This is a genomic window from Salmonella sp. SAL04157, assembly GCF_046551635.1.
GTDB lineage: Bacteria > Pseudomonadota > Gammaproteobacteria > Enterobacterales > Enterobacteriaceae > Salmonella > Salmonella enterica.
On the sequence record NZ_JBGDVS010000004.1, the window covers coordinates 418,018 to 444,329 of the forward strand.

At 50.8% G+C, this 26,312-nt stretch carries 24 protein-coding genes and 1 tRNA gene; 14 read left to right on the forward strand and 11 right to left on the reverse strand.

Annotated elements, in window-relative coordinates:
• Positions 1-4: 4 nt before the first annotated feature.
• The 3 genes from dptF to ACLJRE_RS11805 all read right to left on the reverse strand — a co-directional run bounded on the left by dptF (position 5) and on the right by ACLJRE_RS11805 (position 3,606).
• A complete protein-coding gene (gene dptF, locus ACLJRE_RS11795) occupies positions 5-1,654 on the reverse strand; it encodes a DNA phosphorothioation-dependent restriction protein DptF (protein WP_023212808.1) in 1,650 nt (549 codons plus the stop codon).
• 399 nt (positions 1,655-2,053) lie between these two features.
• Positions 2,054-3,322 (reverse strand): tyrosine-type recombinase/integrase, encoded by a 1,269-nt coding sequence (locus ACLJRE_RS11800; protein ID WP_023212809.1) that lies wholly within the window; start codon positions 3,320-3,322, stop codon positions 2,054-2,056.
• Between the two features lie 199 nt (positions 3,323-3,521).
• Positions 3,522-3,606: transfer RNA gene (locus ACLJRE_RS11805), tRNA-Leu, on the reverse strand.
• 222 nt (positions 3,607-3,828) lie between these two features.
• Here ACLJRE_RS11805 and ACLJRE_RS11810 point away from each other — a divergent pair.
• Positions 3,829-4,848 (forward strand): NAD(P)-dependent alcohol dehydrogenase, encoded by a 1,020-nt coding sequence (locus tag ACLJRE_RS11810; protein WP_000152563.1) that lies wholly within the window; start codon positions 3,829-3,831, stop codon positions 4,846-4,848.
• A 27-nt stretch (positions 4,849-4,875) separates the two neighbouring features.
• Here ACLJRE_RS11810 and idnK read toward each other — a convergent pair whose 3' ends face one another.
• On the reverse strand, positions 4,876-5,406 hold the full coding sequence (idnK, locus tag ACLJRE_RS11815; protein ID WP_023212810.1) for a gluconokinase: 531 nt from the start codon (positions 5,404-5,406) through the stop codon (positions 4,876-4,878).
• Positions 5,407-5,622: 216 nt separating this feature from the next.
• On the opposite strand from idnK, the gene idnD reads away from it, so the two are divergent.
• From idnD to ACLJRE_RS11835, 4 genes are all read left to right on the forward strand, one after another.
• Positions 5,623-6,654, forward strand: a complete 1,032-nt coding sequence (gene idnD, locus ACLJRE_RS11820; RefSeq protein ID WP_023212811.1) for an L-idonate 5-dehydrogenase — start codon at positions 5,623-5,625, stop codon at positions 6,652-6,654.
• A 24-nt stretch (positions 6,655-6,678) separates the two neighbouring features.
• Positions 6,679-7,443 carry a gluconate 5-dehydrogenase gene (gene idnO / locus ACLJRE_RS11825; protein ID WP_000998688.1) on the forward strand — a complete coding sequence of 255 codons (765 nt, stop codon included), beginning with the start codon at positions 6,679-6,681 and terminating at the stop codon, positions 7,441-7,443.
• 61 nt (positions 7,444-7,504) lie between these two features.
• Positions 7,505-8,824, forward strand: coding sequence for a gnt-II system L-idonate transporter (gene idnT, locus ACLJRE_RS11830; protein WP_001128356.1), 1,320 nt, complete (start codon positions 7,505-7,507; stop codon positions 8,822-8,824).
• Positions 8,825-8,887: 63 nt separating this feature from the next.
• Positions 8,888-9,886 (forward strand): LacI family DNA-binding transcriptional regulator, encoded by a 999-nt coding sequence (locus ACLJRE_RS11835; RefSeq protein WP_001244060.1) that lies wholly within the window; start codon positions 8,888-8,890, stop codon positions 9,884-9,886.
• A gap of 205 nt (positions 9,887-10,091) precedes the next feature.
• Here ACLJRE_RS11835 and lptG read toward each other — a convergent pair whose 3' ends face one another.
• From lptG to ACLJRE_RS11850, 3 genes are all read right to left on the reverse strand, one after another.
• Positions 10,092-11,174, reverse strand: a complete 1,083-nt coding sequence (gene lptG / locus ACLJRE_RS11840) for an LPS export ABC transporter permease LptG (RefSeq protein ID WP_001182242.1) — start codon at positions 11,172-11,174, stop codon at positions 10,092-10,094.
• Positions 11,174-12,274, reverse strand: coding sequence for an LPS export ABC transporter permease LptF (gene lptF, locus ACLJRE_RS11845; protein WP_000584132.1), 1,101 nt, complete (start codon positions 12,272-12,274; stop codon positions 11,174-11,176). The genes lptG and lptF overlap by 1 nt, the downstream gene beginning before the upstream one ends.
• A 63-nt stretch (positions 12,275-12,337) precedes the next feature.
• Entirely contained in the window at positions 12,338-12,388 is a 51-nt protein-coding gene (locus ACLJRE_RS11850; RefSeq protein ID WP_212724070.1) for a hypothetical protein, read from the reverse strand.
• 280 nt (positions 12,389-12,668) lie between these two features.
• Between ACLJRE_RS11850 and pepA the strand changes: the two genes are divergently transcribed.
• The 3 genes from pepA (at position 12,669) to ACLJRE_RS11865 (ending at position 17,615) form a co-directional block, all read left to right on the forward strand.
• Complete coding sequence (gene pepA / locus ACLJRE_RS11855; RefSeq protein ID WP_000397158.1) at positions 12,669-14,180, forward strand: leucyl aminopeptidase; 1,512 nt, start codon at positions 12,669-12,671, stop codon at positions 14,178-14,180.
• Between the two features lie 136 nt (positions 14,181-14,316).
• Positions 14,317-14,760, forward strand: a complete 444-nt coding sequence (gene holC / locus ACLJRE_RS11860) for a DNA polymerase III subunit chi (RefSeq protein ID WP_001523689.1) — start codon at positions 14,317-14,319, stop codon at positions 14,758-14,760.
• The gene (locus ACLJRE_RS11865) at positions 14,760-17,615 is read left to right on the forward strand and encodes a valine--tRNA ligase (protein WP_000416333.1); all 2,856 of its coding nucleotides are present in this window, start codon (positions 14,760-14,762) and stop codon (positions 17,613-17,615) included. The genes holC and ACLJRE_RS11865 overlap by 1 nt, the downstream gene beginning before the upstream one ends.
• 141 nt (positions 17,616-17,756) lie before the next feature.
• Here ACLJRE_RS11865 and ACLJRE_RS11870 read toward each other — a convergent pair whose 3' ends face one another.
• Positions 17,757-18,944: a YjgN family protein gene (locus ACLJRE_RS11870; protein ID WP_001066974.1), complete on the reverse strand. Its 1,188-nt coding sequence runs from the start codon at positions 18,942-18,944 to the stop codon at positions 17,757-17,759.
• Between the two features lie 194 nt (positions 18,945-19,138).
• Between ACLJRE_RS11870 and ACLJRE_RS11875 the strand changes: the two genes are divergently transcribed.
• Together ACLJRE_RS11875 and ACLJRE_RS11880 are read left to right on the forward strand one after the other, a co-directional pair.
• Positions 19,139-19,642 carry a GNAT family N-acetyltransferase gene (locus ACLJRE_RS11875; RefSeq protein WP_001519079.1) on the forward strand — a complete coding sequence of 168 codons (504 nt, stop codon included), beginning with the start codon at positions 19,139-19,141 and terminating at the stop codon, positions 19,640-19,642.
• A gap of 106 nt (positions 19,643-19,748) precedes the next feature.
• On the forward strand, positions 19,749-20,237 hold the full coding sequence (locus ACLJRE_RS11880) for a DUF3617 domain-containing protein (RefSeq protein ID WP_000826191.1): 489 nt from the start codon (positions 19,749-19,751) through the stop codon (positions 20,235-20,237).
• Between the two features lie 233 nt (positions 20,238-20,470).
• On the opposite strand, the gene miaE is transcribed toward ACLJRE_RS11880, so the two are convergent.
• Positions 20,471-21,283 carry a tRNA isopentenyl-2-thiomethyl-A-37 hydroxylase MiaE gene (gene miaE / locus ACLJRE_RS11885; protein WP_410957397.1) on the reverse strand — a complete coding sequence of 271 codons (813 nt, stop codon included), beginning with the start codon at positions 21,281-21,283 and terminating at the stop codon, positions 20,471-20,473.
• 11 nt (positions 21,284-21,294) lie between these two features.
• A complete protein-coding gene (gene rraB, locus ACLJRE_RS11890; protein WP_000002940.1) occupies positions 21,295-21,711 on the reverse strand; it encodes a ribonuclease E inhibitor RraB in 417 nt (138 codons plus the stop codon).
• A 100-nt stretch (positions 21,712-21,811) separates the two neighbouring features.
• Between rraB and argL the strand changes: the two genes are divergently transcribed.
• Together argL and argF are read left to right on the forward strand one after the other, a co-directional pair.
• Complete coding sequence (argL, locus tag ACLJRE_RS11895; RefSeq protein WP_223148976.1) at positions 21,812-21,907, forward strand: putative translational regulatory protein ArgL; 96 nt, start codon at positions 21,812-21,814, stop codon at positions 21,905-21,907.
• Entirely contained in the window at positions 21,877-22,881 is a 1,005-nt protein-coding gene (gene argF / locus ACLJRE_RS11900; protein WP_000103041.1) for an ornithine carbamoyltransferase, read from the forward strand. The genes argL and argF overlap by 31 nt, the downstream gene beginning before the upstream one ends.
• A 72-nt stretch (positions 22,882-22,953) precedes the next feature.
• Here the strand turns inward: argF and ACLJRE_RS11905 are convergent, their stop codons facing one another.
• A complete protein-coding gene (locus ACLJRE_RS11905; RefSeq protein WP_000583457.1) occupies positions 22,954-23,406 on the reverse strand; it encodes a YhcH/YjgK/YiaL family protein in 453 nt (150 codons plus the stop codon).
• 675 nt (positions 23,407-24,081) lie between these two features.
• Between ACLJRE_RS11905 and arcA the strand changes: the two genes are divergently transcribed.
• Both arcA and arcC read left to right on the forward strand, forming a co-directional pair.
• Positions 24,082-25,302, forward strand: coding sequence for an arginine deiminase (gene arcA, locus ACLJRE_RS11910; RefSeq protein ID WP_000410838.1), 1,221 nt, complete (start codon positions 24,082-24,084; stop codon positions 25,300-25,302).
• A gap of 10 nt (positions 25,303-25,312) precedes the next feature.
• Positions 25,313-26,245, forward strand: a complete 933-nt coding sequence (gene arcC / locus ACLJRE_RS11915; protein WP_023212812.1) for a carbamate kinase — start codon at positions 25,313-25,315, stop codon at positions 26,243-26,245.
• The last annotated feature ends 67 nt before the right edge of the window (positions 26,246-26,312 follow it).

The window sequence follows — 26,312 nt, forward strand, 5'->3', positions numbered from 1 at the left end:
TCTGCTAACCCTCCATACCGCTAATAGTGATCATATCGTCATCCGCCTTTGCACGATAAACCCGTTGTCTGCCATCATAAAATTTGATTTCGCTGCTGGATTTAGCCTGCTCCGCGATCAACTCAACAATTTCATCCAGTAACACGATGGCATTTTTATCGTATTTATTCGGACGATAGCCATTATTCAACTTGTCCAATAATTCGAACAAATTAAGCCCGATATGGATATGCGGTAGTGGATTTTGCCCCACCTTTAAATAGACATCGAAGCCAGTTGGATGAGCCGTATGTTTATTACGGATAGCATCCCAATCAGGCTTTACCTCCACCGGCGCGGTTATTTTAACCCCACCAAACTCACCCAAAAAGAACTCTTCTTTTTGCATACTTAATTCAGGTGCTTTGCGGTTAGCATAGCGCTGGATACCCGCGATAAGCTCAAAAGCATAAAAGCGATTCAGTGATCTTTTTTGCTCCGGATCTGCTGTGTAATTTCTATGCAAATGCCAGATTTCTGAGTAACGTTCAAACAACGATTCGTTAAAGAACGCGGAAAATCTCCGATGATAATCATTACCCAACGACTCGTGCTGCAATAGCCAGAAAAGCCGGATCAAGGAGGTTGCGTCACCGGGCTTAACGCACTGGCGATCAAACTTAATGTGTAACGGCTCAAGTGCGGCTAAAAAATCATCGAGCTCAGCATCAACCAATCCCAATTCATAGCGCAAAACAAACTGATCAAGTTCATAAGTGTGCAATCTGGCGGGATCAAAATCGGAAACTTTTTTAATCAGATCATTTTCTGCACCGGTGAAGAGGTTATCAAACAAATAGCCAGGCCCCATCAACAGATGATGCAGAAAGTCCAGCAGCGTTCGGGTTGTTACAAACTGGTCTTTAATTAATCGCGCTTTAAAAAGCTGCGTAATTAATACATTCTGCACACCAGGTATACAAAGCAATTTAAAGTTTGCGACCTCTTTTAGATCCGGATTAACTGACTCATCGCGCCGAAAGATAAACTGAAATAAATTATTATCATCATCACGAGTTAAGTTATCTAATAAGGCTTTAATAAATGATGAATAGTTTTTATTTTCGTTAAATTGGAATTTAGGGTAGTGTTCAAAATCAAAAAAAGAACAATTCTCCTTACGATAAGGACGGCTTGCATCCTGCTGCGCTGATAAAAATGAGTCAATTGCAGACCGGATCGCCTGGTGGCATTCAGCACCTTCTCTGGCAAAATTGGCTAGCATCCCTGTGTTGATGCCAATGAGCAACGGAGATGATTGTTGGTGATGATTAGCAAATAAATCATTCAAAGCATCAATAGCTGATTGTCGAGGGGCAAAGCTATGCGTGGCATCCAGGTGGAAACTAAATCGCCGCTGATAACGCGGATCTGACTGACAGCGGGTTAAAATTTCGGACTTTCCATCCCCGCTACTACCGCACAAAAAAATGATTTCACCGGGTTTAGCAACATCCAGATAGCGTTGCAATTCAGTTTCAATCTCTTGTTTAACAAAGAGTTGTTCCTTTAACTGATCGAACTCATCCTTCTGACGGTGTGTCACGGTGGTGACGGAAAACGAAGATGACTTCGCAAGTACACCCAACGCTTTACGTAATGTGATTGCGCTCATAACTTCATGTTCTCTAAAGTAAGAATGCACCTATTTTATACAAGCTACCCCTTGATCTCTATAGGCCTTTCGCCACCTTATGGCATAGTTATGTTCATATTCACATTAAAAACCATTTCTTCTTGTCTATGTATGTAATCTGTATGATGTCCTGCCCTCAAAACACACATGTCATTACATTTACGTAACTTTCATGAAATCAAAAATCGAGCCTGCCACTGCGTAGCAATTTACGAATTTTCAATAAATATGAATTTCATTGTATTTAAGCCTCTTTCTTTTTTCGGAATACCGACCTTTCTTTCCGAGGCATATAAAAAATACAGCGACCAACCAGCCCTAATCGGGCTGGTTGGTCATTTTAATTTAAACATCAATCAAGAAATAAAAGCACTCGTCTCACTCACCATGCCCCTGGTTGATCTTCGCATAGTCAAACGGCGTGATCCCTTTCTCCCGATTCGCATCCAAGAAATCCGCCCACCATTGCAGCATCAGTTTGCGTTCGTCGATAAACTCCGCCTTATGGATATACGCTGCCCGCACTGAGTTACGTTCCATATGACTCATCTGTCGTTCTACCGCATCCTTTGACCATAACCCTGACTCAATCAATGAGCTACAAGCCATCGTGCGGAAGCCATGACCACAAACCTCAACTTTAGTGTCATACCCCATCACCCGTAGCGCACTGTTCACCGTGTTTTCACTCATCGGTTTACGCGGATCGTGATCGCCAATAAAAATCAGTTCATGCTTGCCACAGAACTGCTTTATCTGTTTCAGGATCTCCTGCGCCTGCTTAGACAAAGGCACCAGATGCGGTGTATGCATCTTTGAGCCGCGATGAGAATGCTTAACGCCAGGTATGGGTTCTCTCTCAGGAGGGATCGTCCACATCGAGGTTTCAAAATCTATCTCCGACCAGCGTGCAAAACGCAGTTCACTGGAACGAATAAAGATAAGCAGGGTGAGTTCGGTTGCCCAACGGGTTAATGGTCTTCCGGTATAGCCATCTATTTTCTGAAGCAGTTCTGGAATACGCTTTAAGGCCAGCGCAGGACGATGCTTTCGATTGCCAGAAGCAATCGCTCCTGCCATCTCCTGAGCCGGATTGTAATCAATTAAACCGCTTTGTACTGCATAACGCATGATGGCCGTAGTACGTTGTTGGAGACGGGAAGCCACTTCAAGACGTCCAGACGTCTCTACGGCCTTAATGGGAAGTAACAAATCGCGGGTGCTCAATTCAGCAATATTGCGCGTCCCAATCGCCGGAAAAACATTATCCTCCAGACTCTTTTTCACTCGCTCAGCGTGAGCTTCCGACCATTTCTGGTTGGTCGCGAGCCAATCTCGGGCGACCTTCTCGAAAGTAATAATCTCTTTCGCCTGTTCTTCTTTCACAGCACGTTTATGTGCTCGAGGATCGATACCAGCAGCAACCAGCTTCCTGGCCTCCTCCCTTTTCTTCCTGGCATCCGCCAGTGAAACTTCGGGATAAACGCCAAACGCCATCACATGCTGCTTGCCACCAAAGCGAAAACGAAATCGCCAATATTTGGAGCCATTAGCATGTACCAGTAAAAACAGGCCATCACCATCAGATAGCGGGTTTGCATTATCTTCAGGTTTTGCCGAACGGACTTTAGTATCAGTCAGAGCCATGATGGTTCTCCTTCCATGTACCGCCGTGAGTATACAAACATTATCGAATCAGCATATATACTCAGTTATATACTCACAAGCGACTTGATGTGGGTTGACCCGAGTTGACTTCAATTAAGGGGAAAATCGTGAAAAGCCTTGTGTGGCGCGGATTTTAGACATAAAAAAAGACCTCAGTTGAGGTCCATTTACATGCTTTTGGTGCCGAAGGCCGGACTCGAACCGGCACGTATTTCTACGGTTGATTTTGAATCAACTGCGTCTACCGATTTCGCCACTTCGGCACTGAAGAGGTATGCGGAAAACGTTGTGGATTATACCTGTCATACGCCGCCATGCAAGCACGAGCATACACCTGTATCGCTAAGTGCTGAAAATTTCAGCAGCGTTGAGTATTAAATAGAATAATTAGGCTACTTCCCGCCTTCTCCAGCAGATTAACGCCGGGCGTCCCTTGCCTCCATGCTCTACACTTTTCAGTTCAACACCACATTAAGGGAAACACAATGACGATAATAAAAAGCTATGCCGCCAAAGAGGCGGGCGGCGAACTCGAACTCTATGAATATGACGCGGGAGAACTCCAACCGGAAGATGTCGAGGTACGGGTCGACTACTGCGGGATCTGCCATTCCGATCTGTCGATGATCGACAATGAATGGGGGTTCTCTCAATACCCTCTGGTTGCCGGACATGAGGTCATCGGTCGGGTAGCCGCGCTCGGCAGCGCGGCACAGGATAAGGGGCTAAAAGTCGGCCAGCGCGTTGGAATCGGCTGGACGGCGCGCAGCTGCGGACACTGCGATGCCTGTATCAGCGGCAATCAAATTAACTGCCAGGAAGGCGCAGTGCCCACTATCCTCAATCGTGGCGGTTTTGCCGAGAAGCTTCGCGCGGGCTGGCAGTGGGTAATTCCTCTTCCGGAGAATATAGATATGGCGTCCGCAGGCCCGCTGTTATGTGGCGGCATTACGGTCTTTAAACCGCTACTGATGCACCATATTACTGCTACCAGCCGCGTTGGCGTCATCGGTATTGGCGGGCTTGGGCATATCGCCATAAAGCTGTTACATGCAATGGGCTGCGAAGTCACCGCGTTCAGCTCAAATCCATCGAAAGAGCAGGAAGTGCTGGCGATGGGGGCCAATAACGTGGTGAACAGCCGCGATCCGGAAGCGTTAAAAGCACTGGCGGGCCAGTTCGATCTCATTATTAACACGGTTAACGTCGATCTCGACTGGCAACCCTACTTCGAAGCGCTGACGTATGGCGGCAACTTCCATACCGTTGGGGCCGTATTGAAGCCGCTGCCCGTACCGGCGTTTACATTGATTGCCGGCGATCGCAGTATCTCAGGCTCGGCAACCGGAACGCCATATGAACTTCGCAAACTGATGAAATTCGCCGGACGCAGCAAAGTCGCGCCCACCACGGAACTGTTCGCAATGTCACAAATCAACGAGGCTATTCAGCACGTTCGCGACGGCAAAGCCCGCTATCGTGTAGTGCTAAAAGCTGACTTCTGACCGCCTGACTCAGCGCTTTGACAATGATCAGGAAGCGTTGAGTGCCTGACGAAAAGCCTGTACAGCCAGTCGGCACTGCTCCGCCACGTGCTCGATGTCATGATTAACATCGATACGCGCAATATCATGTTCATCGGCACAGGGTCGCTCCAGCGCGTCAAACTGACTTTGCAGCAGGTCTGGCGGCATAAAATGCCCGGCACGACGCTGCATTCGCTGCAGAATGGTGGCGTAATCGCCGTCCAGCCACAGGAAATGTACGTTAGGGCTACTCTTACGTAAAATATCGCGGTACTGTTTTTTTAATGACGAGCAGACAATAAATCCCGTCTCATTTTTTTTATAAAGACTGTATGAAGCGTCATTTAATCGTTCCAGCCAGGGTAAACGGTCTTCATCAGTTAACGGTATTCCCTGAGACATTTTATCAATGTTTTTCGCCGGATGGAGATCATCGCCGTCAATAAACTTCGCAGAAAATAATGTTGCAATTTTGCTGCCTATTAAAGATTTACCACTACCTGAAACACCCATTAAAATATAGCTTTCCCCGGCCATTTAAATACCTCTGAGTCATATTCCACACCACAATATTACGCCTCTACGTTCGACAATTTCACGTTTTTTAATTTCCATAGAGAAGAACTCTAAGGCACATCACGTTATGCGTAACATTGTAGTGTAACAATTTTCCAGCGTGACATAAGTCACAAATAATGACAAATAAAACCGCTTAAATGCGTTCAGGGTAACTACCTGACCAGTGAGGAATTTATGGAAGTAAAAACTCAATCCTGCGTTGTTGCGGGTAAGCGTGCTGTTGCCGTTACGGAACAAAATATTGAATGGAATAATAAAGGAACACTCGTACAAATTACCCGAGGCGGCATTTGTGGGTCTGACTTACATTATTATCAGGAAGGCAAAGTCGGCAATTTTACAGTAAAAGCGCCAATGATTTTAGGTCATGAAGTGATTGGCAAAATCGTTCATAGCGACTCAGATTTATTACGTGAAGGACAACCGGTAGCGATTAATCCATCGAAGCCTTGCGGTCATTGCAAATACTGTCTGCAGCATGAAGAAAACCACTGTACTGAAATGCGTTTCTTTGGCAGCGCCATGTATTTTCCGCATGTCGATGGCGGTTTTACCCGATTTAAAGCTGTCGATACCGTTCAGTGCATTCCCTGGCCGGAACAGGCAGACGAAAAAGCCATGGCCTTTGCCGAACCGCTGGCGGTTGCCATTCATGCGGCTCATGAGGCGGGCGATCTGCAAGGCAAACGCGTCTTTATCTCCGGCGTTGGCCCTATCGGCTGCCTGATTGTTAGCGCGGTAAAAACGCTGGGCGCAGCGGAAGTGGTATGTGCTGATATCAGTACCCGTTCTCTCTCGCTGGCCCGGCAGATGGGCGCGGATACGCTGGTAAACCCACAGCATGACTCTCTTGATGGCTGGAAAGCAGAAAAAGGGTATTTCGATATCAGTTTTGAAGTCTCTGGGCATCCTTCCTCTATCTCAACGTGTCTGGAAGTCACACGGGCCAAAGGCGTGATGGTGCAGGTTGGCATGGGCGGCGCAGTCCCCAACTTCCCGATGATGATGCTAATAAGCAAAGAGATCTCGCTGAAAGGCTCTTTCCGTTTTACTACCGAATTTAATACTGCGGTTTCCTGGCTTGCCAACCGCGTTATCAATCCGCTGCCGTTACTGAGCGCGGAATATCCATTTACCGACCTGGAAGCGGCGCTGATCTTTGCCGGAGACAAAACACAGGCGGCAAAAGTTCAGCTCGTTTTCTGAGAAAGTAAAATAAGGGACACTATCATGAACGATCTTTTTTCACTGGCAGGTAAAAATATCCTTATCACCGGAGCCGCTCAGGGAATTGGTTATTTGCTGGCAACCGGTCTTGGTCGCTATGGCGCGCGCATTATTGTTAACGATATTACCCCGGAACGCGCCGAAACAGCCGTGACGAAACTTCAGCAGGAAGGGATAAAGGCTATTGCCGCTCCCTTTAATGTCACCCATAAACAGGATATTGAAGCTGCGGTTGAACATATCGAAAAAGATATCGGCGTCATTGACGTCCTGATAAATAACGCCGGTATCCAGCGCCGTCATCCGTTTACTGAGTTTCCCGAGCAGGAGTGGAATGACGTCATCGCCGTAAATCAGACCGCGGTTTTTCTCGTCTCTCAGGCCGTTACGCGCCGTATGGTGGCGCGGCAGGCAGGAAAAGTGATCAACATCTGTTCGATGCAAAGCGAGCTGGGCCGCGACACGATTACGCCATACGCCGCGTCGAAGGGTGCCGTGAAGATGCTGACTCGCGGCATGTGCGTGGAGCTGGCGCGTCATAATATCCAGGTCAACGGTATTGCGCCGGGATACTTCAAAACGGAGATGACCAAAGCGCTGGTTGAAGATGAAGCCTTCACCTCCTGGCTATGCAAACGTACGCCTGCCGCACGCTGGGGCGATCCCCAGGAGCTTATTGGCGCAGCGGTGTTTCTCTCGTCAAAAGCCTCCGACTTTGTTAACGGACATCTGCTGTTTGTCGATGGCGGTATGCTGGTTGCCGTCTGACCAGGGAAATACGATGCAGCGCGTAAGCGCTGCTATTTTGGCGCTAATAAGAGAGACGAATATGCCATTAATAATTATTGCGGCAGGCGTTGCGCTGCTGTTGGTCTTAATGATTGGCTTTAAAGTTAACGGCTTTATCGCCCTTGTTCTGGTTGCCGCCGTGGTGGGATTTGCCGAAGGGATGGGCGCGCAAGACGTCCTGCACTCCATACAAAACGGAATTGGCGGTACTCTGGGCGGACTCGCCATGATCCTCGGTTTTGGCGCGATGCTGGGAAGATTAATTTCCGATACCGGCGCCGCGCAGCGCATTGCGACGACGCTCATTAATACGTTCGGCAAAAAACGCGTGCAATGGGCGCTGGTGATCACCGGGCTTATCGTCGGCCTGGCAATGTTTTTTGAAGTCGGATTCGTACTGTTGTTGCCGCTCGTTTTTACGATTGTGGCCTCATCGGGACTGCCCTTGCTGTATGTCGGGGTTCCAATGGTCGCCGCCTTATCCGTTACGCACTGCTTCCTGCCGCCGCATCCCGGCCCTACCGCTATTGCGACAATTTTTGAGGCAAATCTCGGTACGACCCTGCTGTATGGGTTAATCATTACCATACCGACCGTGATTGTTGCCGGCCCTCTGTTTTCAAAATTGCTGGCGCGCTTTGAGAAAGCGCCGCCTGAAGGATTATTTAATCCTCACCTATTCAGTGAAGAGGAGATGCCGTCATTCTGGAACAGTATTTTTGCCGCCGTGATCCCGGTCATTCTGATGGCCATCGCAGCGGTATGTGAAATCACACTACCAAAAACGAATGCCGTGCGGGTTTTCTTCGAATTTATCGGTAATCCAGCAGTGGCGTTGTTTATTGCCATTATCATCGCCATTTTTACGCTGGGTCGACGCAATGGACGTACGGTTGAGCAGGTGATGGATATCGTCGGCGAGTCCATTGGCGCTATTGCGATGATTGTTTTTATCATCGCGGGCGGCGGCGCGTTTAAACAAGTGCTGGTGGATAGTGGCGTGGGCCAATATATCTCGCAATTAATGACCGGCACCTCGCTATCTCCGTTATTAATGTGCTGGACGGTAGCCGCCGTGCTGCGTATTGCGTTAGGTTCCGCGACCGTGGCCGCGATAACCACAGCGGGCGTCGTATTGCCGATTATTAACGTAACCCACGCCGATCCGGCGTTAATGGTACTGGCGACAGGCGCGGGAAGCGTTATTGCATCACATGTTAACGATCCCGGTTTTTGGCTGTTTAAAGGGTATTTTAATCTTAGCGTCGGGGAAACCCTACGCACCTGGACCGTTATGGAAACATTGATTTCTGTCATGGGGTTGCTGGGCGTACTGGCGCTGAATGCGGTTCTGCATTAATTCATCATCCGCAGCCCAATTAACCATGGGGGCGACGTTCCCGCCCCCGGTACTGGAGAAAACATGAGGAATCACAGAATTTCTTTGCAGGATATCGCTACGCTTGCTGGCGTGACAAAAATGACGGTGAGCCGTTACATCCGCTCACCGAAAAAAGTCGCCAGGGAAACCGGCGAGCGTATTGCGCAGATCATGGAGGAAATTAACTACATACCAAATCGCGCGCCTGCTATGCTGTTAAACGCGCAAAGTTACACTCTGGGCGTGCTGATCCCCTCTTTTCAGAACCAGTTGTTTGCCGACATTCTTGCCGGGATTGAATCCGTAACGTCGGGTCATAACTACCAAACTCTCATTGCGAATTACAATTACAATCGCGATTCGGAAGAAGAGTCCGTTATCAATTTACTGTCTTACAATATCGACGGCATTATTCTTTCAGAAAAATATCATACCCTCAGAACCGTCAAATTCCTGCGCTCAGCTACCCTTCCGATTGTAGAACTCATGGATATCCAAGGCGATCGCTTAGATATGGAGGTGGGGTTTGATAACCGTCAGGCCGCCTTTGATATGGTCAGCACCATGCTGGATAAACGCCAGCGGCGTAAAATCCTCTATCTGGGTTCAAAAGACGATATCCGTGATGAGCAGCGTTATCATGGCTACTGCGACGCGATGACGCGCCGGGGGCTGGCACCGTTGCGCATCAATCCCCGCGCTATCTCCTCTATCCATCTGGGGATACAGCTAATGCGTGATGCGCTTGCTGCGCACCCGGACGTGGATGGCGTCTTTTGTACTAACGACGATATCGCAATGGGCGCTCTACTGTGGTGCCGCGAGCGTCAACTGGCCGTACCGGAGCAGATCTCCATCGCCGGCTTCCACGGTCTGGAGATGGGCAGGCAAATGATACCGAGCCTCGCCAGCGTAATTACCCCTCGTTTTGAGATCGGGCGCAGGGCCGCGCAGATGTTGCTCAATAAAATTAAAAATAACGATCTCAACCATAATACGATTGATTTGGGTTATCAGATTTATCACGGCAACACATTATAAATTTTTGAACTACTGCGATTATTCTCTTTCCCACAGCTTGTCTGTGCTTAACGCGTAGCCAAAAGCGCCACGCATCAGGCTACGCGCTACATCATTCGAGGAATACCAGGCGGTCTGCCGGATGGCGGCGCTAACGCCTTATCCGGCCTACGGGTCCGGAGTAGGCCTGAAAAGCGCAGCGCCATCAAGCCTACGATTACTGTGATTACGACTTACGCAGCATTAGCCACAGGCTAATCAGGAAGAAAGACGCGCTCGGCAGCAGCGCGCCGACAATCGGCGGAATGCCGTATACCAGCGTCAGCGGGCCAAAAATCTGGTCGAGAACGTAAAAGACGAAGCCGAAGCTAATCCCCGTCACCACGCGCACGCCCATCGGCACACTACGCAGCGGTCCAAAGATAAACGACAGCGCCATCAGCATCATCACCGCCACGGAGAGCGGCTGGAAGATTTTACTCCACATATTGAGCTGATAACGTCCGGCGTCCTGTCCGCTCGACTTCAGATATTTAACGTAGTTATGCAGACCGCTGATGGAAAGCGCATCCGGATCCAGCGCCACCACGCCTAACTTATCCGGCGTCAGATTCGTTTTCCAGGTACCGCTCACCGTCTGCGAACCGGTGATCTGTTTCGGGTTTTGCAGATCGGACTCATCCACCTGCGACAAACGCCAAACCTTATGCTCCGGATCGAATTTTGCCGAAGCGGCGTAACGCACCGACTGCAAACGACGCTGATCGTTGAAAGCGTAAATACTAATGCCGGCCAGCTCCTCGTCGCCCTTCACCCGTTCAATATAGACAAAGTTATTCCCGTCTTTCGCCCACAGACCTTGCTGGGTGGAAAGCAGCGAACCGCCATACATCGCCTGCGCACGATAGTTACGCGCCATCTGCTCGCCCTGCGGGGCGACCCATTCGCCGATCGCCATGGTTAACAGCACCAGGGGGATAGCCGTTTTCATCACCGACAGCGCCACCTGCATACGGGTGAAACCCGATGCCTGCATCACCACCAGTTCGCTACGCTGCGCCAGCATCCCCAGTCCCAGCAGCGCGCCAAGCAGCGCCGCCATAGGAAAGAAGATCTGGATATCCTTAGGTACGCTGAGCAGGGTGTACATACCCGCGCCCAGCGCGTCGTAGTTACCCTGTCCCGCTTTTTTCAGCTGATCGACAAACTTGATGATCCCGGAGAGCGACACCAGCATGAACAACGTCATCATGATGGTGGTAAAAATGGTTTTACCGATATAGCGGTCAAGTACACCAAATGGCTGCATTATACCGCTCCTTTACGCAGAAAACGGGCACGCAGGCGGCGGACCGGCACCGTATCCCACAGGTTTAAACCAATCGCCAACGCCAGATAGATCAGGTTGACCGCCCACATCCAGATAACCGGGTCCAGTTTGCCTTTACCGCCATTCGATTTAATGGAGGTCTGGATCAGGAAGAACAGCAGATAAAGCAGCATGGCGGGCAACATAGACAAGACGCGCCCCTGACGTGGATTCACCACGCTGAGCGGCACGACCATCAGCGCCATCATAAATACGGTAAAGACTAACGTGATACGCCAGTGCAGCTCGGCGCGAGCGCGATCGTTGTCGGTATTCCACAGCGTGCGCATGTCCATCTGGTCGGTATCGTTCGGGTCCAGCGCCACGGCCTGATGGCCAATAATCGCCTGATAGTTCTGGAAGTCGGTGATGCGAAAATCGCGTAGCAACGCCGTTCCTTCAAAACGTGTCCCTTTGTTTAAGGTGACAACCTGGGAACCATCGCGCAACTGAGTAAGGTGTCCGGAATCAGCCACTACCACAGAAGGACGAGCATTGCCCTTAGGGCGAATCTGCGCCAGGAAAACATCGTGGAAGTCGCTGCCATCAACGCTTTCGATAAACAGCACCGAGCTGCCGTTGGTCGCCTGCTGGAATTGCCCCTGCGCCAGCGCCGCCATACCGGGGTTCGCTTTCGCCTCCGCCAGCACTTCATCCTGGTGTTTTGACGACCAGGGACCGGCCCACATCACGTTAACCGCCGCAAGGATACCGGTAAATAACGCCAGTACCATGGCGGCCTTTACCAGCACGGCTTTGCTCAACCCACAGGCGTGCATGACCGTAATTTCACTTTCGGTATACAGTTTGCCCAGCGTCATCAGCAGCCCCAGGAACAGGCTTAAAGGTAGGATGAGCTGCGCCATTTCCGGTACGCCCAGCCCCAGAAGCGAGAGCACCAGATTTGCGGGAATATCGCCGTCAACCGCCGCGCCGAGAATCCTCACTAACTTTTGACAAAAGAAGATCAAAAGTAAGATGAAGAGTATCGCCAGCTGGCTTTTGAGCGTCTCCCGCACCAGATATCTTATGATTATCACTTTAAATACGCCCGTAAAAACCCATTTTTTTGCTGGAATTTAGCTTGTTTCATGGCTTAAACGTCATTTATTCTCTTGAGTCGTCGAAATCATCGCTAAGATCATTATACTCAGCGGATTCACCTCTCAGAACTTGTTCTGACGTGCCAATGCCGTAATAACGTTAAGATTAACACGAAGTCACCGCAACAGCGGATATGAGTTACGAAAGCTTTCAATTTCTATACTCTAATGGATTTCGAGTTGCAGGCAGGCGGCAAGACTGTGGAGCCCCGGAGCTTACATCAGGTAAGCGACAGGGGTGAGCAGGCGCAGCCAACGCATCTGCAACTTGAAAGACGACGAGTATAGCTGTAGCCACCACTGTTGTCTTTAAGATTCAGGAGCATAGTGCATGGAGTTCAGTGTAAAAAGCGGTAGCCCGGAGAAACAGCGGAGTGCCTGCATTGTCGTGGGCGTCTTTGAACCGCGTCGCCTTTCTCCGATTGCAGAACAGCTCGACAAAATTAGCGACGGATACATCAGCGCATTGCTGCGTCGCGGCGAACTGGAAGGAAAACCGGGGCAGACTCTGTTGCTGCACCATGTTCCTAACGTTCTTTCCGAGCGAATCCTCCTCATTGGTTGCGGCAAAGAGCGCGAGCTTGATGAACGTCAGTATAAGCAGGTTATTCAGAAAACGATAAATACTCTGAATGATACCGGTTCGATGGAAGCCGTCTGTTTCCTGACCGAACTGCACGTCAAAGGCCGCAACAACTACTGGAAAGTGCGTCAGGCCGTCGAAACGGCCAAAGAGACGCTTTATAGCTTTGATCAACTCAAGACCAACAAGAGCGAGCCGCGCCGCCCGCTACGTAAGATGGTCTTTAATGTGCCGACCCGCCGTGAGCTCACCAGCGGCGAACGCGCCATTCAGCACGGTCTGGCCATTGCCGCCGGGATTAAGGCTGCGAAAGATCTCGGCAACATGCCGCCCAATATCTGTAACGCCGCCTACCTGGCGTCACAGGCGCGCCAGTTGGCCGACAGCTACAGCAAAAATGTCATCACCCGCGTCATCGGCGAACAGCAAATGCGCGAACTGGGTATGAACGCTTATCTGGCGGTCGGCCACGGTTCGCAGAATGAATCGCTGATGTCGGTGATTGAGTACAAGGGCAATCCATCCGAAGACGCGCGCCCGATCGTGCTGGTGGGTAAAGGCCTGACCTTCGACTCCGGCGGCATCTCCATCAAGCCATCTGAAGGGATGGACGAGATGAAGTACGACATGTGCGGCGCAGCGGCGGTTTACGGCGTGATGCGTATGGTTGCCGAGCTTCAGCTACCGATTAACGTTATCGGCGTGCTGGCGGGCTGTGAAAACATGCCGGGCGGACGCGCGTATCGTCCGGGCGACGTGCTGACCACCATGTCTGGTCAAACCGTTGAAGTCCTGAACACCGACGCCGAAGGCCGTCTGGTTTTGTGCGACGTGCTGACCTACGTTGAGCGCTTCGAACCGGAAGCGGTTATCGACGTGGCGACGCTAACCGGGGCCTGCGTGATTGCGCTGGGCCATCACATTACCGGTCTGATGTCGAACCATAACCCGTTGGCGCATGAGCTGATCGGCGCGTCCGAGCAAGCGGGCGATCGCGCGTGGCGTCTGCCGCTGGGCGATGAGTTCCAGGAACAACTGGAGTCCAACTTTGCGGATATGGCAAACATTGGTGGTCGTCCTGGCGGCGCCATCACCGCGGGCTGCTTCCTGTCGCGCTTTACCCGTAAGTATAACTGGGCGCACCTGGATATCGCCGGCACCGCCTGGCGCTCCGGCAAAGCGAAAGGCGCGACGGGGCGTCCGGTAGCGCTGTTGTCGCAGTTCCTGCTCAATCGCGCGGGCTTTAACGGCGAAGAGTAAGTTTGAGATTACCCCGTAGGCCTGATAAGGCGCATTAGCGCCGCCATCAGGCGTTTTGCCGGATGGCGCTGCGCTTATCCGGCCTACGGGATGCATCATGGCAACGCATTTAAATCCACCACAAGAAGCCCCATATATGAAGAATGCGACGTTCTATCTTCTGGATAATGACACTACCGTCAATGGTTTAAGCGCCGTTGAACAACTGGTGTGTGAAATTGCCGCAGAACGTTGGCGCGCCGGCAAGCGCGTGCTGATCGCCTGCGAAGATGAGAAGCAGGCCATTCGGTTGGATGAAGCGCTGTGGGCAAGACCGGCGGAAAGTTTTGTCCCGCACAATCTGGCAGGCGAAGGCCCACGCGGCGGCGCGCCGGTTGAAATTGCCTGGCCGCAAAAACGCAACAGCAGCCCGCGCGATATTTTAATCAGCCTGCGTACAAGCTTTGCAGATTTTGCCACCGCTTTCACAGAAGTGGTAGACTTCGTCCCTTACGAAGAAACTTTGAAACAACTGGCGCGCGAACGCTACAAAGCCTACCGCGTGGCTGGTTTTAACCTGAATACGGCAACCTGGAAATAATGGAAAAGACATATAACCCCCAAGATATCGAACAGCCGCTTTACGAGCACTGGGAAAAGCAGGGCTATTTCAAGCCTAACGGCGACGAAAGCAAAGAGTCCTTCTGCATCATGATCCCGCCGCCGAACGTCACCGGCAGTTTGCATATGGGACATGCTTTCCAGCAAACCATCATGGATACCATGATCCGTTACCAGCGTATGCAGGGTAAAAACACTCTGTGGCAGGTCGGCACCGACCACGCCGGGATCGCGACCCAGATGGTGGTTGAGCGCAAGATTGCCGCTGAAGAAGGTAAAACCCGTCACGACTACGGCCGCGATGCGTTTATCGACAAAATCTGGCAGTGGAAAGCGGAATCCGGCGGCACCATTACCCGTCAGATGCGCCGTCTCGGCAACTCCGTTGACTGGGAACGCGAGCGCTTCACCATGGACGAAGGCCTTTCCAATGCCGTGAAAGAAGTCTTTGTTCGCCTGTACAAAGAAGACCTGATTTACCGTGGCAAACGCCTGGTGAACTGGGACCCGAAACTGCGCACCGCCATCTCTGACCTGGAAGTGGAAAACCGCGAGTCCAAAGGCTCGATGTGGCACATCCGCTATCCGCTTGCCGATGGCGCGAAAACCGCAGACGGTAAAGATTACCTGGTTGTCGCCACCACCCGTCCGGAAACCGTACTGGGCGATACCGGCGTGGCCGTGAACCCGGAAGATCCGCGTTATAAAGATCTGATTGGCAAATTCGTTATTCTGCCGCTGGTTAACCGCCGCATTCCGATTGTGGGCGACGAACACGCCGATATGGAAAAAGGCACCGGCTGCGTAAAAATCACCCCGGCGCACGACTTTAACGACTATGAAGTCGGGAAACGTCACGCCCTGCCGATGATCAACATCCTGACCTTTGACGGCGACATTCGCGAAAGCGCGGAAGTGTTCGATACCAAAGGTGAAGAGTCTGACGTTTATTCCAGCGAGATTCCGGCTGAGTTCCAGAAGCTGGAACGCTTTGCTGCCCGTAAGGCCATCGTTGCTGCCGTTGACGCGCTCGGCCTGCTGGAAGAAATTAAACCGCACGATCTGACCGTCCCTTACGGCGACCGTGGCGGCGTGGTTATCGAACCGATGCTGACCGACCAGTGGTACGTCCGTGCCGACGTGCTGGCGAAACCGGCGGTGGAAGCGGTTGAAAACGGCGACATTCAGTTCGTACCGAAGCAGTACGAAAACATGTATTTCTCCTGGATGCGCGATATCCAGGACTGGTGTATCTCTCGTCAACTGTGGTGGGGTCACCGTATCCCGGCATGGTATGACAACGACGGCAACGTCTACGTTGGCCGTACCGAAGACGAAGTGCGTCAGGAAAATAACCTCGGTGCCGACGTTCAGCTTCGTCAGGACGAAGACGTTCTCGATACCTGGTTCTCCTCCGCGCTGTGGACCTTTTCTACGCTGGGCTGGCCGGAAAACACCGACGCGCTGCGTCAGTTCCACCCCACCAGCGTGATGGTGTCCGGCTTCGATATCATCTTCTTCTGGATTGCCCGCATGATCATGATGACCATGCACTTCATCAAAGATGAAAACGGCAAGCCGCAGGTGCCGTTCCATACTGTCTACATGACCGGTCTGATTCGCGACGACGAAGGCCAGAAGATGTCTAAATCCAAGGGTAACGTTATCGACCCGCTGGATATGGTGGACGGCATCTCCCTGCCGGAACTGCTGGAAAAACGCACCGGCAACATGATGCAGCCGCAGATGGCGGAGAAAATCCGCAAGCGTACCGAGAAGCAGTTCCCGAACGGCATCGAGCCGCACGGCACCGACGCCCTGCGCTTTACCCTGGCGGCGCTGGCCTCGACCGGCCGCGACATCAACTGGGATATGAAGCGTCTGGAAGGTTACCGTAACTTCTGTAACAAGCTGTGGAACGCCAGCCGCTTTGTGCTGATGAACACCGAAGAGCAGGATTGCGGCTTCAACGGCGGTGAAATGACGCTGTCGCTGGCGGACCGCTGGATCCTGGCGGAATTCAACCAGACCGTTAAAGCGTACCGCGACGCGCTGGACAGCTTCCGCTTCGATATCGCCGCGGGCATTCTGTACGAGTTCACCTGGAACCAGTTCTGTGACTGGTATCTGGAGCTGACCAAGCCGGTAATGAACGGTGGCACCGAAGCCGAACTGCGCGGCACCCGCCATACGCTGGTCACCGTACTGGAAGGTCTGCTGCGCCTGGCGCACCCGATCATCCCGTTCATCACCGAAACCATCTGGCAGCGCGTGAAGGTTATCTGTGGCATTACCGCCGACACCATCATGCTACAGCCGTTCCCGGAATATAACGCCGCACAGGTGGATGAAGCCGCGTTGGCCGATACCGAGTGGCTGAAGCAGGCGATCGTCGCCGTACGTAACATTCGTGCGGAAATGAACATCGCCCCGGGCAAACCGCTGGAACTGCTGCTGCGCGGCTGTAGTGAAGAAGCCGTTCGTCGTGTTAACGACAACCGTAGCTTCCTGCAAACCCTGGCGCGTCTGGAAAGCATCACCGTGCTGCCAGCCGATGACAAAGGTCCGGTTTCCGTGACCAAAATCATCGACGGCGCCGAACTGCTGATCCCGATGGCAGGCCTCATCAACAAAGACGATGAGCTGGCGCGTCTGGCGAAAGAAGTGGCGAAAATCGAAGGCGAGATTGCCCGTATCGAAGGCAAACTGTCCAACGAAGGTTTCGTCGCCCGTGCGCCGGAAGCGGTGATTGCCAAAGAGCGTGAGAAGCTGGACGGTTACGCAGAAGCCAAAGCGAAGCTGATTGAGCAGCAGGCGGTTATTAGCGCGCTGTAATCTGAAAGCCTGATGGCGCTTCGCTTACCAGGCCTACACGTTCGCTTATTGACATGGCGCGATCGGTAGGCCGGATAAGGCATTCACGCCGCCATCCGACAACATGAATTATGGGCCGACGTAAACGTCGGCCTTTTTACATCAGATAAACGGGAAGTAAGGCATGATGCCACGAGAAATCCACATTAGCAGGCTGTTTTCCAGCGGCTTCTCATCATTGGTTAACTCAAGCGAATCCAGATCGCCCTGGACCTGTGTATTCTGCGCCAGCCAGCTCACCAGCCAAATTTTCAACCACGGATAAGCCAGCCCTAAGGTCACGCCGGAAATCACAAACACCACCAGTAACCGCCACAGCATACCGTGTGCAGTGACAGAGGAATGAAAACGAATCGAATCGTTCGCCAGTGACAAATTGTTTAAAAACAGGTTGCGTAACGCCACATATAAGTAACTGGTTACCACAATAATCGCGAGAAAATAGAGGAAATAACATGCCATTATCTGGCCATAATATTGCAGAATAAGCGCCCCTCCTGCCTGCGCATTCCCCATCATACTCAAAAGAATCATGTCGGTGAACACCGGCGCGATTAGATAACCAATCACGACAGCAAAAGGGAAAAGGGTCAACATTGCCAACACGCACCCTCTGATGCACGTTTTAACATTAACCTGAATCGAGAAACGATGAATGCCAAAGTTTGCGCCATTGCCAAACAAGGTCATCCATTTGCTGTAGGTAATACCGTTAATGACCCCTATCCCAATAATAGCCAGCAAACCGAGAAAAACGATATTGAACACTAAACCGCCGACGGCGATGGTTACCAGTGAGATAATATAAAGAACAATATAAAGCGCCACCATCAGGAGTACCGGAAGAGCGAACATGTACCACCAGGCGCGCCGCATGGAACACTGGAATCCAAAATGTACGCCATTCAGTGAAGTCATCATCGCCTGATACTGTAATCCTTTCACCGCCATAAAAGGAATAATCGCAATTAATAAGCCGAATAGCGTAAAACCGAGACCGGGATGACCGTGTTCAATAAGAGAGAGGCTAACAATATAAATAATAAAAACTAACAACACACTAATAAATAATGCGCCGCCCGTGGCTTTGTAAGCAAAAGGCTGATTGTTTAGCGTCATATTAGTATAAATATAACGTCGACATTTCACCATCGCCCACGGCGCATAGATTCCCAACGTGATACACGTCAACAAGAAATTCACAAGGCAAATAACAAAATACTTTCCGCCCTTGCCTGTAAACACCAACGTGTGATTATGGTTATCTTTACTACTGATAACGTTATTCATGAATCATATCCCTGAATTACAATCTATTAGAATTAATAATAAAAACCAGTAAATTGTTACTGATTTGACTACGATACTATTTTTGTTTAATTTTTCCGCCTTTTATTTTGTCTGATTCAGGATCTCCTTGCGCGTAACTCAAGACGGTGGTATTAAAGTAATCTATAAATAAATTTTAAAAATTGAGCCATATTATGAATAATGTCGCCTCGCCAACGCTCACGGTGCGCCGAATCACTACCGCCGACAATGCCGCTATTGCCCGTGTCATCCGTCAGGTTTCAGCGGAATACGGACTTACCGCCGATAAAGGTTATACCGTTGCCGACCCCAATCTGGATGAACTGTATCAGGTTTATAGCCAACCGGGCGCGGCCTACTGGGTGGTAGAGCAAAACGGTTGTGTGGTGGGCGGCGGCGGCGTGGCGCCGTTATCCTGTAGCGAACCAGACATTTGTGAACTGCAAAAAATGTATTTTTTACCGGTGATTCGTGGTCAGGGGCTGGCGAAAAAGCTGGCGCTGATGGCGCTGGATCATGCACGTGAACAGGGTTTTAAACGCTGCTATCTGGAAACAACGGCTTTTTTACGCGAGGCGATTGCGCTATACGAACGTTTAGGATTTGAACATATTAGCGAACCGCTCGGCTGCACCGGACATGTCGATTGCGAAGTGAGGATGTTAAAGGATCTCTGAAAATCAGGCGTTTATTTATCCTCGCCAGGTATTATTTTTGCTGATATAAGTAATCCCGGAAACATCCTGTTATCCGGGAATCACTTATTATTCAAGGAAGTTATAAATGAAACGCCTATTATCAGCAATTGTTTTCCCCGCTATGTTTATTAGTATCTCTAATGTATATGCATTAGATATACAGCCCGGCGAATGGAAAATGGAAAATATAGAAATGCGCACCATCAATCCAGATACAAAAGAAGTATTAATGGATGAAAAAAATTCGGGCATAGCGACGCTTATGTGTTATACCCCTAAAATGTCTGAAGATTCTAAAAAAATGGTGAAGGGTTTTTCTACCAGTGCAGGCGGTTGCACGACAACATTTGTAGAAAGTACGGATACCAAACTGATCAATGAGACTGTCTGTAATAATCCTGATGCCAAATCGCACTCTATTGTAGAAACGACGAAAATAAGCGATACAGAATTTGCGATGACCATGAAATCGGATGTCGATGCAGGAGGTAATAAAACAACCTCCATCAACAAAATTAAACAAACCTTTGTTGGCAAGACCTGCTCTGAAGCGTCAAAAGGCGTGAAACAGTAAGTATTTCAACACAAGAACCCGTAGTGATGATGCAAAAATGGCATTGTTCAAGGTCACCTTTCGGGAATATAACACTGAGTGAGTTCTTTTTGCCTGCCGCAGGGCAGGCTTTACTCAGGACAGAATATCATGAAAATGACTTTTTCTGCTCGCCAGCAGTTTGATGTCGGGCGGATGACCACGCAGGTGGCGACAGCGTAAAAGATAAAAACGCTAATCTTTAATTTTACCCTTTATCCGGCGGCTGGCACGCCGCTATGAAAACGAAACTCGCGGTCTGGCGACAAGATAAGGTCAGCTTCCACCTCACCAAAATAGCGCACGCGCGCAGAAATGTCCTCGGCGGAAATCTGCTGCGCCAGCGCCAGGTAATCCTGATAATGCCGCGCTTCGGAGCGCAGAAGCGAGAGATAAAACGTCTGTAAATCCTCATCCAGCCAGGGCGCCAGAGCGGCAAAACGTTCGCAGGAGCGGGCTTCGATATACGCCCCGCAAATCAGCTTATCAATTAAGGTGAGCGGTTCGTGCGTGCGTACCGCTTTCAACATTCCTTTCGCGTAGCGGCTGGCGGTGATTTTCACATAAGGAATGTTTCTGGCCTGCATGACCTCACGTACCTGCCAAAAATGGTGCAACTCCTCTTTAATCAATAACACCATACGGTCGATAAGCTGACGGCCCCAGGGGTCATCAGTTTGCGGCATGGCGCTTTTGCTAATCTGTCTATGCAGGGCAACAAAATCCGGCTCCGGCCCCTGACAAAACGCGAACGCCTCGTAAGGTTGCAGCCAGGCGAGCAGCGCGTCGGCGCCCGATTTATCGGCGACATATTTACGCACCAACAGCAACGCGGTTTGCGCAGCCTTCAGTTCGCAGATCAAGTGATCGGTAAGCAGAAGAGGAAGATTTTGCGGATCGCGGGCCTGGACAATCCACGCCTGCGGCGTCGGGCAATGCAGGAAATTAAGCACCGGAGAGAGTATTTGCGGGTAATTCATACGTAACCTGTAAAAAAAATACGACAGCAGACGCTGCCGTACCGTCATACTATGCAGCTTTAGTGACGCACGCCGTCGTCATCTTCATCGACATAATCGTCGTCATCACCCTCTTCGCCATTAGGGTCTTCAAAATAGGTTCCCCAGCCGTCGTATTCGACATCATATTTTTCCGCCAGGTTCATCAGTTGCTCAACCTGAGCGTCGATGAGTTCGGCGTTCAACGCGCACTCGCTGAGAATGTCGCAACAAATAACCGTATCGCCCTCTTCCACTTCCAGCTCTTCCGGCTCCGTCACTTCATAGCCGAGTTTAAAGGCTTCTACCGCGGCTTTTTCCAACGTTTCGAAATCGTCAGCGGAAAGGTGATGCTCGATAGTGTACAGCGCATCCGGATCGCTGCCGTCCTCAAGTAACTCTTCAATAATTAACCGCGTTTCTTCACGCTGCTCTTCCAGTAATTCCGGGTTTGCCATAGCTCGTTCCTCATAGATGTCCTGCCGATACTCTTATTGTCACATACCGCCGACGTTGCCTCCACCTTATCAAGAAAAGTTTTATCAAACAGGGTTGCAAATGAATAATCATCCATATAAAGTGAATTTTAATTCAATGAGAGGCCTAAGCCATGTGAGGGAAGTATGTCTACGTTTTACCAAAAACCTTTTTTAAAGTTACTTGATTTCACCGCCAGCGAGCTCACTGCTCTGTTGCAGCTTGCCGCCAAACTGAAAGCCGATAAGAAAAACGGTAAAGAAGAACAAAAGCTGGTGGGTAAGAATATTGCGCTCATCTTCGAAAAAGACTCGACCCGGACACGATGCTCTTTCGAAGTTGCCGCATACGATCAGGGGGCGCGCGTGACGTACCTGGGTTCCAGCGGGAGCCAGATCGGCCATAAAGAGTCCATCAAAGATACTGCCCGCGTCCTGGGCCGGATGTTTGACGGTATTCAGTATCGAGGATATGGCCAGGAGATCGTCGAAACGCTGGCTGAATATTCCGGTGTGCCGGTATGGAACGGTTTAACCGATGAGTATCACCCAACGCAATTACTGGCGGATCTGCTCACCATGCAGGAACATCTGCCGGGTAAAGCCTTTAACGAGATGACGTTGGTCTATGCCGGAGACGCGCGTAATAACATGGGTAACTCCATGCTGGAAGCCGCCGCGTTAACAGGATTGGATCTCCGTCTGGTCGCGCCAAAAGCCTGCTGGCCGCAAGCCGCGTTAGTGGCGGAGTGCAGCGCCATGGCGAAAAAGAATGGCGGCGCCATCACCCTGACCGAAGATATCGCCTCGGGCGTAAAAGGCGCGGATTTTATCTATACCGATGTTTGGGTCTCTATGGGCGAACCCAAAGAGAAATGGGCGGAGCGTATTGCCCTGCTGCGTGATTATCAGGTCAACAGCCAGATGATGGCGTTAACCGGCAATCCGCAGGTTAAGTTCCTGCATTGTCTGCCTGCGTTCCATGATGACGAAACCACGCTTGGCAAAAAAATGGCCGAAGAGTACGGTTTACATGGCGGGATGGAAGTGACCGACGAGGTTTTTGAGTCTGCGGCCAGCATTGTCTTTGATGAAGCGGAAAACCGAATGCATACCATCAAAGCAGTAATGGTAGCGACGCTGTCTAAATAATGTCGTTATGATGCCGGATGGCGGTTGGCCTACAAAATCGCAACGTGCAGGCGCCGCCATCCGGACAAAATATTACGCCATCAGCATTTTCACCACCGCTTTACGTACCCGCGCCGGTTCTCCCACCGCGCACAGGGGCTTATGCACTTCGCCGGGATAAAACACCACAAAGTCGCCTTCGTTCAGGACGACGGTTTTCTCGTCGACGCTCGTCGGTAAAAATGCAATGTCTTTATCCGTCAGCCAGTCCGTGTGCGGCGTTCCTGCAGGCCGGGTACTGAATGCCATCCCTTCCTGACCTTGTAGCACAATCTGAATATCAAGATAACGGGCGTGATACTCTGCGCTGCGCGATTCGCCCGGCTCCGTCATATTTTCAGAAATCATATAAAACAGCCTGTCGCCGTCAATGTCATACTTACCTGGCGCGGTCGTTGCCGTGACATGCGCATTGACGTGCTCAATCGCCTGCCGTAACGCCGTCGGCAGCCAGGCCTCCAGATGTTCAATATTGCCAATAATCATCGCATCCCCTTAGTTAAAACAGCGTTTTATTTTTCTCTTTATACGAGAAAAATGGCTGCCATACTACCCTTACTCTCATCGATTTTGCACCAGCGCATGTTTATCGCCAGCGGTGTTTATATATTGTTAATAGTTCGCCCAACTTTATGCAGTATCTATGCATAAACCCCAGCGGTGCCAAATTGCCATCACTAACAACGCTTTGATATTAAAGGCGTTAACATAAAAACGTTTTAGCGATCACAATTCGCTCTCCCTGCATAAATGACTTCTATATCCATAGTTATTTTTAAATTATTTAAATATCCCCGATAATAAAATCCCCCTCACGCATAGTTATGCAACTCTTGAAAATAATCACTTTGTTTTCAAGTAGTTAAGATTTAAATATCATTCAATACAACAAACAAATAATTAACAATAAAAAAATAACAAACCATATAGCTGCGTAGTAATTCATTTAATGCCTTATTGTTTTTTGAATTTCTCTGACCCGGCTCATATATTAAATAAGAAAAATAGCACTCCTTGATTGATGTGAATCTCATCACATTAACAACCCAAATAAAATTCAATCATTGCTCCCGAATTTAACTGAAACGCCGCGACTGCAAGCACGCTAAATATTTGCAGCCACTCCTTCTTTATTCTTGAAATTATGTAAAAGGTATAATGATGGAAAAGCATTTTGTCGGTTCTGAAATCGGTCAATTACGCAGTGTAATGTTGCATCGGCCCAATCTCAGCCTAAAAAGACTTACCCCTTCAAATTGTCAGGAATTACTTTTTGACGATGTATTATCCGTAGAGCGCGCTGGCGAAGAGCATGACATTTTTGCCAACACGCTGCGCCAGCAAGGGATAGAAGTGTTGCTGTTAACCGACCTGCTCACCCAAACGCTGGATGTGGCTGACGCTAAAGCCTGGCTACTGGACACGCAAATTTCCGATTATCGCCTTGGGCCCACCTTTGCCGCAGATATTCGCGCCTGGTTGGCGGATATGCCGCACCGTGAACTGGCTCGCCATTTAAGCGGCGGTTTAACTTACGGCGAAATCCCCGCCTCCATAAAAAATATGGTGGTCGATACTCACGATATTAATGACTTTATTATGAAGCCATTACCGAATCACCTATTTACCCGTGACACGTCCTGCTGGATATATAACGGCGTCTCAATTAACCCCATGGCGAAACCTGCACGCCAACGTGAAACGAATAATTTACGTGCTATTTATCGCTGGCATCCTCAATTCGCAGACGGTGATTTCATTAAATATTTCGGCGACGAGGACATTAATTACGACCACGCCACTTTAGAGGGCGGCGATGTGCTGGTGATTGGCCGCGGCGCGGTGTTGATCGGTATGTCTGAACGTACTACGCCGCAGGGCGTCGAGTTCCTGGCGCAGGCATTGTTTAAACATCGTCAGGCGGAACGCGTCATTGCCGTTGAACTGCCAAAACATCGCTCCTGTATGCACCTTGACACCGTCATGACCCACATTGATATCGACACCTTCTCCGTCTATCCGGAAGTCGTTCGCCCGGACGTTCAGTGCTGGACGCTGACGCCAGACGGACGCGGCGGTCTGAAACGAACCCAGGAGAGCACGCTGGTTCATGCTCTTGAAAAAGCGCTTGGCATCGATCAGGTGCGCTTAATCACCACTGGCGGCGACGCATTTGAAGCTGAGCGCGAACAGTGGAATGACGCCAATAACGTGCTCACCCTGCGTCCAGGCGTGGTGGTGGGCTATGAGCGCAACATCTGGACCAACGAAAAATACGACAAAGCCGGCATTACCGTCCTTCCCATTCCCGGCGATGAACTGGGTCGCGGGCGCGGGGGCGCACGCTGCATGAGCTGTCCACTGGAACGCGATGGTATTTAAAGGAGACGTTATGGAAAACAAACGCACACTGGTCGTCGCGCTGGGCGGCAATGCGCTGCTCAAACGCGGCGAACCGCTGGAGGCTGATATTCAGCGTAAAAATATCGAACTGGCGGCCAGAACCATCGCCCAGCTTACCCGGCAATGGCGCGTAGTGTTAGTGCACGGCAACGGCCCACAGGTAGGACTGCTGGCGCTACAAAATAGCGCCTACGCTAACGTTACGCCCTACCCGCTCGATATCCTCGGTGCGGAAAGCCAGGGCATGATTGGCTATATGCTGCAACAGGCGCTGAAGAATCATCTGCCGGAGCGTGAAATCAGCGTCCTGCTCACCCAGGTCGAAGTCGATGCCAACGACCCGGCATTCCTCAATCCAACCAAATATATCGGACCGATTTACGACGAAGCGCAGGCCCGTGCGTTACAGGCAGAAAAGGGCTGGGTATTCAAAGCCGACGGTAACGCCTTCCGCCGCGTTGTGCCCTCCCCGCAGCCGAAACGCATTGTGGAAAACGATGCCATCCGCGCGCTGATTAGCCGCGATCACCTGGTTATCTGTAACGGCGGCGGCGGTGTGCCGGTCGTGGAAAAAGCCGATGGCTACCACGGTATCGAGGCGGTGATCGACAAAGATCTGTCCGCCGCCCTGCTTGCCAGCCAAATTCACGCCGACGCGCTGCTCATTCTGACCGATGCCGACGCGGTGTATCTCGACTGGGGTAAGCCCACCCAACGCCCGCTGGCGCAAGTTACGCCGGAGCTGCTTCGTGAAATGCAGTTCGACACCGGTTCGATGGGCCCGAAAGTGACCGCCTGCGCTGAGTTTGTCAGCCATTGCCGCGGCATTGCCGGAATCGGCTCGCTGGCGGATGGGCAAGCCATTCTCGCGGGCGAGAAAGGCACTTTGATTCGGTGTGAAACCGCCGACGTTGACGCATAAGGCTTTTTACCGGATGGCGGCTTCCGCCTTATTCGGCCTACAGAGCGCGCATAACCGTGGGCCGGAT